At 40.4% G+C, this 10,167-nt stretch carries 8 protein-coding genes and 3 pseudogenes; all 11 read left to right on the top strand.

All coding sequences use genetic code 11. The features are described from left to right. Positions 1-812, top strand: a pseudogene (locus PI95_RS36475) (hypothetical protein); the annotation flags it as partial. A gap of 46 nt (positions 813-858) precedes the next feature. After that, positions 859-2,097, top strand: coding sequence for an O-antigen ligase family protein (locus tag PI95_RS37355; protein ID WP_039747501.1), 1,239 nt, complete (start codon positions 859-861; stop codon positions 2,095-2,097). Between the two features lie 25 nt (positions 2,098-2,122). Next, a complete protein-coding gene (locus PI95_RS33175; RefSeq protein ID WP_039747503.1) occupies positions 2,123-3,124 on the top strand; it encodes a glycosyltransferase in 1,002 nt (333 codons plus the stop codon). A 52-nt stretch (positions 3,125-3,176) separates the two neighbouring features. Next, positions 3,177-4,229, top strand: a complete 1,053-nt coding sequence (locus tag PI95_RS33170; protein ID WP_039747504.1) for a Gfo/Idh/MocA family protein — start codon at positions 3,177-3,179, stop codon at positions 4,227-4,229. Beyond that, complete coding sequence (locus tag PI95_RS36465) at positions 4,226-4,864, top strand: NAD-dependent epimerase/dehydratase family protein (protein WP_236117298.1); 639 nt, start codon at positions 4,226-4,228, stop codon at positions 4,862-4,864. The genes PI95_RS33170 and PI95_RS36465 overlap by 4 nt, the downstream gene beginning before the upstream one ends. A 42-nt stretch (positions 4,865-4,906) precedes the next feature. Continuing rightward, positions 4,907-5,224 (top strand): hypothetical protein, encoded by a 318-nt coding sequence (locus PI95_RS36460; protein ID WP_236117297.1) that lies wholly within the window; start codon positions 4,907-4,909, stop codon positions 5,222-5,224. Positions 5,225-5,385: 161 nt separating this feature from the next. Beyond that, positions 5,386-5,646, top strand: a complete 261-nt coding sequence (locus PI95_RS33160; RefSeq protein WP_163519419.1) for a hypothetical protein — start codon at positions 5,386-5,388, stop codon at positions 5,644-5,646. Next, positions 5,628-6,413: pseudogene (locus PI95_RS36455) on the top strand (glycosyltransferase); the annotation flags it as partial. The gene PI95_RS33160 and the pseudogene PI95_RS36455, both read left to right, overlap by 19 nt. A 279-nt stretch (positions 6,414-6,692) precedes the next feature. Further along, complete coding sequence (locus tag PI95_RS36450; protein ID WP_336507652.1) at positions 6,693-7,241, top strand: glycosyltransferase; 549 nt, start codon at positions 6,693-6,695, stop codon at positions 7,239-7,241. Between the two features lie 133 nt (positions 7,242-7,374). Then, positions 7,375-7,707: pseudogene (locus PI95_RS33150) on the top strand (sugar transferase); the annotation flags it as partial. Between the two features lie 233 nt (positions 7,708-7,940). Continuing rightward, on the top strand, positions 7,941-10,040 hold the full coding sequence (locus PI95_RS33145; protein ID WP_163519418.1) for an AAA-like domain-containing protein: 2,100 nt from the start codon (positions 7,941-7,943) through the stop codon (positions 10,038-10,040). Positions 10,041-10,167 lie beyond the last annotated feature (127 nt).

Below are 10,167 nucleotides of genomic sequence, written 5' to 3'. Positions count from 1 at the left end.
GCTTACAAATGTGGACAGGCTTCTCCCAAGGGGAGACGCGAAGCGCGAACATCAAAAATATTCGTGGGTGGTTGCGGATCTACCTAACTTGCCTGTCCACATTTGTCGTGAGTTGTTGCAGGGGACTACCGCAAAATTTTCACTATTTTGCAATAAACATGACTAAACATAACCTCAATTCAGAATTGCTCTCTCAAAAAACTGTTGCATTTCGAGAGCGATCGCACTGCATAAGCTGCGGTTCCTCTAAATTACATCCCCTTTGGCAAGGAAAATTTACTTCGGAACCCACTCGCTCTTTTATTGAGAAGTGTTACTACAGCGAAGATGTTATCGCACTACTAAAAGAAGAAACTTTTTCTTTAATTAGTTGTGATATTTGTGGTATGGTTTTTCATCAGCGGATTCTCACACCAGAATGGTTAAACTATTTCCAAAATCTGCAGATTTATGTCCCTATTCTGCTCAAAGAAGCAGTGAAGCAAAAAAGGTTTGACTTGTTGCTGAGTGTTCTAGATTTGTGTGTACCACCTCTATCTTTGCTTGTTGTTATCTGGTTATTGCTGATGACCGTTTCTCTGCTGTTTGCAATTTTCGCAACATCATGGATAGCAGCAGCAATTGTCGCTACAGCGGGGTTTTGTTTTTTGATGGCAATTTTTATAGCTTGGGCTAAATTCGCTCGTCAAGACTTACCCATACACGAACTTTTAACCATTCCTTTTTACGTTTTCTGGAAGATACCAGTTTATCTTCAATTTTTAGTAAAACCTGAAAGCATGTGGGTTCGTACAGAAAGAGACAAGATATAGTAAAACTTTTTAGTCAAATTAATCTGTCTTTTTTTATGTTTCAACCGTGAAAAATCAAAGTCAAAGTAAATCTTTAAGACTTGCCGAGAAAGGTTTTATCATTTTAGGCTTAAGTTTCTTCTCAGGCATCTTTGGTGTATACTCTCTAGGTCTTGTGCTTCCAGAAGCCGTTGTCACATTAATCAGATTTATTATTTGGGGAATGTCAAGCATTCTCGTTTGCGTCTTCTGGAAAAGCACAATAATCACAGTTAGTCGAAACATCTTAATCTGTATATTAACTGCATTAGCATTTGTCTCGTTTAGCTGGTCAGAATTTCCAGATTTTACGTTATTTAATGCCAGAAATATCTTAATGATGACTTCGTTTAGCTTATATTTTGCTATACGATTTAGCTTGAAAGAGCAGGTACAACTTGTTGCCTCTACTTTATTTTTAGGAAGTATTATTAGTACAATTTTCGCCCTTGGATACCCAGAGATTGGCATACATGGAGCGGATGGACTCGGAGAACATCTAGGAGCATGGAAAGGAATATACGGACACAAAAATGGTCTGGGAAGTATGATGGTTTTAAGTTCATTAACATTTTTTTTACTCCCAAAAGAAAACTCACATTTATATAAATGGGCTGGGTTTATTTTTTCGGTAATATTAATGGTGCTCTCAACTTCAAAAACTTCTCTTGTTATCTCTTTTGTGCTTATATTAATAATAATTTTTTATAAAAACTTTCGCTGGCAGGGAAAAATAAGCGTAATTTTCACAAACATTGGAATTCTGATTCTGGGATGTCTCAGTGTATTAGTTTTAACTTATTGGATTGAACTGTTAACTGCTTTAGGAAGAGACCCAAGTTTAACTGGACGAACGCCCCTATGGGGTTATGTACTAATTAGATTAATGGAAAGACCATTATTAGGTTATGGGCGTGGTGCATTTTGGGCACCTAACAGTCAATATGCAGCTGAAATCGGTGAAGCAATATCGCCTGGCTGGGTTCCACCTCACGCCCACAATGGCTTTGTTGATTTAGCACTTGATGTTGGCTTAATTGGCTTCTCACTTTTTTTAATTAGTTATTTCACAGTTTTTCTTCGGGCATTAAAACAAGCTTATGCAACTAAAAATCCAGAGAAACTTTGGTCATTAGTTTATCTTATCTTTCTCGCAATGAATAATCTAACAGAAAGTCTTTTGCTGCATGGGGCTAACCTGTATTGGGTTTTATTTACCACAGTTGTTTTTACTCTAAATCAAAAAAGCAACCTGCATACAACATAAAATAATTTTCACAGGAGATATTACGGTGCAGTCTATTGGAATTGTCGTCATCGGACGCAACGAAGGAAATCGTCTGAAAAATTGCTTGCTATCAGTAATCAAAGAAGCAATAATCGTAGTCTACGTTGATTCCGGTTCCACAGATAATAGTGTGGAAAAAGCAAAATCTCTTGGTGTCCATGTAGTAGAACTCGATTTATCTATTCCGTTCACCGCTGCTCGTGCTAGAAATAAAGGATTTGAATATTTAGTACAAGTCAAACCAGATATTGAATTTGTCCAATTTGTAGATGGAGATTGTCGAATTGTTGAGGGATGGTTGAAACGTGCAATACATCAATTAAATGCTCAATCGGACGTAGTTGTAGTTTGTGGTCGGCGTCGGGAAGAATTCCCAAATAATTCTATATATAACCGCTTGTGCGATATAGAATGGGATACTCCTGTTGGTGAAGCACTCATTTGTGGTGGTGACTCGATGATGAGGGTAACTGCCTTAAAAAAAGTAGGAGGATTCAATCCAACATTGATTGCCGGTGAAGAACCAGAACTGTGTGTGCGATTGCGTCAAGCTGGTGGTAAAATTTGGCGTATCGATGCAGAGATGACATTGCATAATGCCCAAATCACTCGTTTTAGACAGTGGTGGAAGCGGGAAATTCGCAATGGTCATGCTTATGCTGAGGGTGCTTGGCTACATGGTCGCAGTCCGGAACGTCACTGGGTAAAAGAAAGTTTGCGAAGTTGGTTTTGGGGTTTGTTTTTGCCTTTGTTGGCGATCGCTATAATATTGCCAACTCAAGGATTCAGCATACTCTTATTATTTATGGCTTATGCTTCATTAGCTTATCGCGTCTATCGCTTTACACTCAAACGTGGATATCAATCAACAGATGCTATTGTTTATGGTCTGTTTTGTGTGTTAGAAAAATTTCCCAAAGTACAAGGTCAAATCAAGTTTCATATTTCTCGGTTGTTCAAACAACAGCGCACGATTATGGAATACAAAAGTGCGACTTCAGCTTAAGGTTGAGCGATCTTCTCGCTCACTACATATACATAAAGGAAAAATAGTATTAATGGTAACTAAATTCAAATCAGCAGTAATTGGTACAGGGGCAATTTCTAAAGAGCATTTAAGTTTTTTGGCATCATGCGATCGCGTACATTTGAAGAGTGTTTGTGACCTTTCAAAAGCGTCTGCTTCTTATGCAGCACAACGATTTGGCGCTGACTCAATTTACACCGACTATCGCCAAATGTTAGATGAAATCAAGCCTGATGTTGTACACATTCTCACTCCACCTCATACCCACAAACTAATTGCATCACACTGCTTAGAAGCCGGCGCACACGTATTTTGTGAAAAGCCGATTACACCTACTTACGATGAATTCAAAGAACTTTGGGCTTTAGCAAAATCTCATAAACGCTGGCTGATTGAAAACCAAAATTACTGCTTTAATGAAACAATCCTCGCAATTGAAAAATTAGTTGCAGATGGCGTTCTCGGTGAAATACAAGAAGTTTCAGTCACAATAGCGCTTCCTATTCGCGATGGTGGAGTATTCGCAGACGAAAACTTACCTAATCCAATTCATAAAATGCCCGCAGGAGTGATTCATGATTTCATTACTCATTTGTGTTCCTTGATAGTGCGCTTTATACCCGATTTCGATCGCGTTAGTGCTGCATGGAGTAATCATGGTGGTGGAAATTTATTTAAGTATGACGATCTCGATGCGATCGCCATCGCCGGTTCAGCACACGCTCGAATTCGATTCAGCGCTCACACTCCACCCAAAGCTTTCAACGTCATAGTGCGCGGTTCCAAAGGTTATGCCGAAACTGATTTGTTTCAACCTTACCTGCGTTGTGTCATTCCCCGCGCTGGTGAACTACTATCTCCCCTAATAAATCATTTTGTCAACGGTTGCGATTTGGTTGGAGCATCATTTACTAACTTTCGTAACAAGATTATGCAAAAAACACCTTATGAAGGAATGCATCGGCTTTTAGACCAAACTTATGCAGCACTAATTGATGGTAAAGCACCACCAATCAGTTTTGCAGATATGGAACGGACAAATAGATTAGTTAATGCCCTACTATCGGAGGCGAATCGAGTATGAAGTTATTAATAACAGGTGCGTCCGGTTTCTTAGGAAACTACGTAGTTGCCGAAGCATTGCGACGAGGACATCAAGTTCGTGCAGTTGTGCGACCATCTAGTAATGAAAAGCGCTTAACTTGGCACAATCACCCAAATATAGAGCTAATCCGTTTAGATTTGCGCCGCAAAGATGGTATTGTCGATGCTGTCCGGGGGATGGATGCAGTCATTCATCTGGCTGCCGCTAAAGAAGGTGACTTTTACACGCGATTTGCAGGTACAGTCATTGCTACCGAAAACTTGCTTGATGCGATGATTGCCGCTGGTGTGTTGCGACTAGTTGATATTAGTACCTTTTCGGTGTATGACTATCAGGGTATTTCATCCGGCACAACAATTACCGAAGATTCGCTGATTGAAAGTAATCCGCTTGAGCGAGATGAATACGCTCAAACCAAGCTGCTGCAAGAACAACTTGTGCGCGAGTTTGAGCAGAATCACTCAGCACAAGTGACGATTGTCCGACCCGGATTAATTTACGGACGAGATAACCTCTGGAGTAGTTTGCTTGGGGGTAAATTGACAGACAACCTGTGGTTGCGAATCGGTGGTTATGCAACAATGCCATTGACATATGTCGAAAACTGTGCATAAGCAATTGTTAGTGCTGTATGCGATGAAGCGATCGCTCAAACTTTGAATATCGTTGATGACAACTTACCCACCCAGAGAAGCTATGTCAAGAAACTCAAGCAACACGCTTATTCTATACCCCGTCTGATTCCTGTCAATTGGACACTCATGCGCTTCATAGCCTGGATTATGTGGACATACAACCAACGAGTATTGAAGGGAAAAGCAAGGCTACCTGGTATCTTTATTCCCAGAGTGCTGGATGCTAGATTTAAGCATTTTCACTTCAGCAACCGAAGTGCAAAACAAATTTTAAATTGGCAGCCTAAATATTCGCTCGACACCGCACTAGTACTCGACCAACCGAATTTTGACCGGTGAAGGCAAGCAGGGGAGGCAGGGGGAGAAAAGAACTTGGTTTTCTTACCATAAACCCCGCTTTCGTTGCCTTGACGGACTACTAGAGCGCAGTTGTAGCAATGTCGAATTGTTGGAAGTATCTTCTAAGACACCCTCCTTGCAACCATTAGGAGGCTGAATGTATGGATCTCAAAGCCTCATCGACAACTTCAGTCGTTAAGCCCAAAGTCTATTTCTATTTTGTCGATGCGCTACGTGGCATTGCAGCCTTATGGGTAATTTTGTTTCATGCTCCCTTAGATAGATGTCTTGATCTATTAACCAGCGTCTTACCCGACTGGTTTGTAATGGAGCAGTATTTTTCCTGGGGATTAAGCTGCTTAACCGATTACCCATTACCAATTACCTATTACCAATTACATCTATGCGTATTGCCTACCTAACTGGAGAATATCCCAGAGCGACAGATACTTTCATCTCTAGAGAAGTAACAACTTTGCGCTCTATGGGTGTGGACGTACACACGTTTTCGGTTCGCTGTCCAGGGGATGAACACATGGTTGGAGTGGAACAGAAACAAGAACGCGATCGCACTTTCTACATTCTTCAAAACAATCTCATCAACCTACTGCTAGCGCACCTCAGCTTACTGCTTGCTTCTCCCAAAAGATATCTACAAACAATCAAGCTTGCATGGTCAACCAGCCAACCAGGATTTTTGGGTTTTTTGTATCAATTGTTCTACTTTATCGAAGCGGGTATTCTTGCTCAACAAATCAAACAAAGGCAGATAGTACATTTACATAACCATATTGCCGAAGCTAGTGGTACTGTGGCGATGTTAGCTGCTTCCATTGGAGGTTTTAGTTATAGCTTTACTTTGCACGGACCGTATATATTTTTTAGAGGGTATCAATGGCGACTATACGAAAAGATTAGGCGATCGCTATTTGTTTCTTGTATAAGCAACTATGCACGCAGTCAAGGAATGATATTTGCACCTATTGAAAAGTGGAATCAAATGCATATCATTCATTGCGGTATTGACCCAGCTTTATTTGATGTTGTTTCTCACAACATGCACTCCAAACGCTTGCTTTTTGTCGGACGATTGGCTGTAGCAAAAGGTTTACCAATCTTACTAGAAAGTTTGGCAATCTTAAAACAAACACATCCAGATATTCTCTTAACAGTTGTCGGTGACGGTCCAACGCTTTGTGGTGCTAAACACAATCGACCTAAAATTGTTGTATTTATTCACAATATCAACCGACCTCGTGGTCGTTTAGCGTCGAAGCTGTTTGACGTAGCAAATCGGATTGATTTATTTGTGACAGGTTTTACTTCGCAAGCTGAATTTCTTCGCAACTACTTAGGCTTACCAGAGAACCGTATTTATCTACTTTCGTCACCACCTATAGACACATCCTTCTTTACACCCGGACTTTCCTCAGATAAAAAGTTGCGTCCGGTGATTGCAAGTGGAGGTATGGAAAAGCGAGATTATCGAACTTTGGCTGCTGCTACTGAAGATTTGAATGTTGATGTGAAGATTTGCGCTTTTTCTCGTAACGCGATCGCACAAAAAAAGACATTCCCGAAAATCATACCCAATAACATGTCACATGGCTTTTATGACTGGTGTGAATTGGTGCAGCTTTATCGCGATTCCGACTTAGTTGTCATCACTATGTTTGAGAATAACTATCAAGCTGGATTGACCACAATGTTTGAAGCGATGGCTTGTCGCCGACCTATAGTCATAACCCGTTCGTCAGGAATTATTGGTGAACTGATTAATTCGGGTATCGTTACTGGTGTTAATATCGGCGATTCTAACGAGTTAAAGCAAACAATTGTCAAGCTCTTAAACGAACCTCAAAAAACTGAAATCCAGGCACAGCGAGGTTATGAACTGGTACTTAACCAATTTAATCATAATAGTTTCAATTCTTCTTTGGTTACAAAACTACTTTCTACATTTGAGAGTGTAAACAACCGCTCATTTGCTTTGCCATCAATTCCAAAGAAAAGATGAAAAAGAGGGGGAATTTTCCCTTTCCTCCTCTTCATGAATCCCCATAATATTTGCGTACTTCAGAAAAATCTTAAGTAGTAGAAAACTGAAAGCTGTCATGAGTGTAATTCCAAAAAATCTCAGGTATCCAATGAGAATAAATATTTGTGGTGTCAGAATTGACCGATACAGTTTGGACGAATTGCCGCAACTGTTTAATGTTTTACTTGGAGAAATGAGTTTAGTTGGTCCGCGTCCTCTTCCTCTGCGAGATGTAGAGAGGTTTCAAACTATGCATTTTATCCGACAAGAAGTTTTGCCCGGTATCACTGGATTGTGGCAAGTTTCTGGTCGTTCGGATATCGAAAATTTTGAAGATGGAGTGAAATTAGATATTACTTACATTGAGAATTGGGCACTTTGGCTTGATCTGAAAATTTTGCTGAAAACTGTTAGGGTTGTGCTGCGTCATACAGGCGCCTATTAAGAGACTATCCAGTTCTTTTGAATTCTTCTCGCTTACACTATGCCGGACAGCCTTCTCAATCGCACTCATACGCTCCGCGAACAATAAAAATAGTCGCTCAAGACAAGTGGAGATCCATTACAAAACTGTCCGGCTTACCAAAAGCCACCCGAACTAAAGACTACATATCATATTTTTAAATTTTTTAAAATCATTCTTAAGATATATGTTATAAATTATGCTTCAGATGTATAGTGACAAAACGTAAAATTTTATACGTAAATATACTTAATGAATCTTTAGCCGTGGAACAACTCCTCAAAAACATAGGAAGAATTCTACAGCACAAGCCTCTGGATTCGATTCAGCAGTTTGTGCTTTGTCAATCGTGGCAAGGAAAGACTTACAGCGAAATGGCAAAGGAATCGGGCTATGGTAGCGATTATATTAAGCAAGTTGGCTCACAGTTATGGCTAGAGCTTTCAGAGGCTTTGGGGGAGAAGGTAACAAAAAAAAATCTGTATATCGTATTGAGTAAATTAGACCAAGACGAAATTCCTCAAGAGGAGAACCAACCCCAACAAAAATTTACAGAAGATATCAAGGCAGAAAAAACTTCTCCAGATTTAGTCACAGTCAGTGAAATAAAGTTTCCTAACGGTCCTATGCCGCTGAATTCTTATCTTTACATCAATCGCCCTCCCCTTGAAGAACTTGTTTGTAGCGAAATTATGCAACCAGGTTGCTTAATGCGAATTAAAGCACCTAGAAAGACGGGGAAAAGTTCGCTGCTGAACCGGATTATTGCTCACGCTAAGGGGCAGGGTTATCAAGCTGTTTGTTTGGACTTTCAGGAAGCTGATGAAGCTGTTTTTGTTTCACTAGATAAATTTTTACGTTGGTTCTGCATTAATATCACCAGGCAGTTGAACCTCGCTTTGAATTTGGATGATTATTGGGATGCAGAAATGGGCAGCAAGGTAAGCTGCAAAATATATTTTGAAGCCTATTTGCTAGAGCAAATTGATAGTCCGATAGTCTTGGCTTTGAATGAAGTCAATTTAGTTTTTGAACATCCTAATATTGCCCAAGACTTTTTGCCGATGTTGCGATTTTGGCACGAACAGTCAAAGCAAGATAAGACTTGGCAAAAACTGCGGTTAGTGGTGGTTCATACAACAGAAATATATATCCCGCTCAAGCTGAACCAATCTCCTTTTAATGTTGGGGTAACTGTTCCATTACCTCCGTTTAGTTTGAAGCAGGTACAGAATTTGGCAGAGCGCTATGGACTGTCTTGGGCAGCTTCAGAGTCAGGAGCGCAACGTTTGACAGCTCTACAAGCAATGGTGGGAGGACATCCATATCTGACGAGTTTAGCGCTTTATCATTTGCGTCAGGGAAAGATGACCCTAGAAAAGTTATTAGAAACAGCTTCTACACCTGTTGGAATTTATAGCCAGCATCTACGAGAACTTTTAAGTTTACTTCAAGCTGAACCCAAATTGATATCAGCTATGCAACAAGTTGTGAGTACAACGAGACTGAATCAATTAGACGCGATCGCTGCTTATAAACTAGAAAGTATGGGTCTAGTTAAACTAGATAGCGATCGCGCTACCATACGCTGCGAGTTGTATCGCCTTTATTTTAGCCAAGAGATATTAAAGCAAAATGACGCTCATCAAACTCTTCTGTTAGAAGAACAACCACAACAAGCACTCATCAGATATGATAATGCACTTGGTAAGTTCGTTAATTTACACTACTTCAAAAAATATTTAGAAACCGAGTGGCAGAACTGGCTGACAAACCCTTCACTGCTATCTGTGATTTTGTGTGAAATTGACTACTTTAAGTTTTACAGTGACACTCACGGATATCAAGCTGCAAATATTAGTTTACAGCTAATTAGCAATACTATCTACGAATGCCTAAAGTATCAAGCAACTCTCATAGCACACTATGATGAGACAAAATTTGCTGTTATCTTACCTCAAATAGATGCGTGCGGTGCGGTGGGAATCGCAGAAAACATTCGCGAGAGGATTAAGGAATTAGCGATCGCTCATATAGATCCCAACCCCGAAGTGAGTTCGCAGTTGCAGCGAATCTTTGATTATGTTGACATCAAAAATAAAATGTGGTATGTGGCACGCAACGCGATCGCCCAGACGAAATCTCAATTTGATGGAATTCCGTCTAATGGTCTCACTGTTAGCTTAGGAATTGCAACTGCAACACCCAACTATCAAAACACAAGCGCAATGTTGATTGCTGCTGCTGAAGAAGCACTCTTTCAAGCTAAAAGAAAGGGGCGTAATTGTGTCATTATTAATTCAGCTTTAAGTTAGGCAATCTTGCAGATGTTGAATTGGGTAATGGGTAATGGTGAGCCAGCGCGGTCTTCTCCCAAAGGGAGAGGCTAGCGCCAAGGGGAGCCACCTCCGTGCGCGGGTTCCCCGCGTTGAGGAGAGTGGC

Source organism: Hassallia byssoidea VB512170, assembly GCF_000817785.2.
GTDB lineage: Bacteria > Cyanobacteriota > Cyanobacteriia > Cyanobacteriales > Nostocaceae > Hassallia > Hassallia carrinoi.
This window is presented reverse-complemented; position numbering and strand designations above follow the sequence as displayed.

Bases quoted from the DNA above. Each gene is read 5' to 3' on its own strand.
- PI95_RS33170 (WP_039747504.1), top strand. From the start codon at position 3,177: ATGGTAACTAAATTCAAATCAGCAGTAATTGGTACAGGGGCAATTTCT.
- PI95_RS36465 (WP_236117298.1), top strand. From the start codon at position 4,226: ATGAAGTTATTAATAACAGGTGCGTCCGGTTTCTTAGGAAACTACGTA.
- PI95_RS33160 (WP_163519419.1), top strand. From the start codon at position 5,386: ATGGATCTCAAAGCCTCATCGACAACTTCAGTCGTTAAGCCCAAAGTC.
- PI95_RS36450 (WP_336507652.1), top strand. From the start codon at position 6,693: ATGGAAAAGCGAGATTATCGAACTTTGGCTGCTGCTACTGAAGATTTG.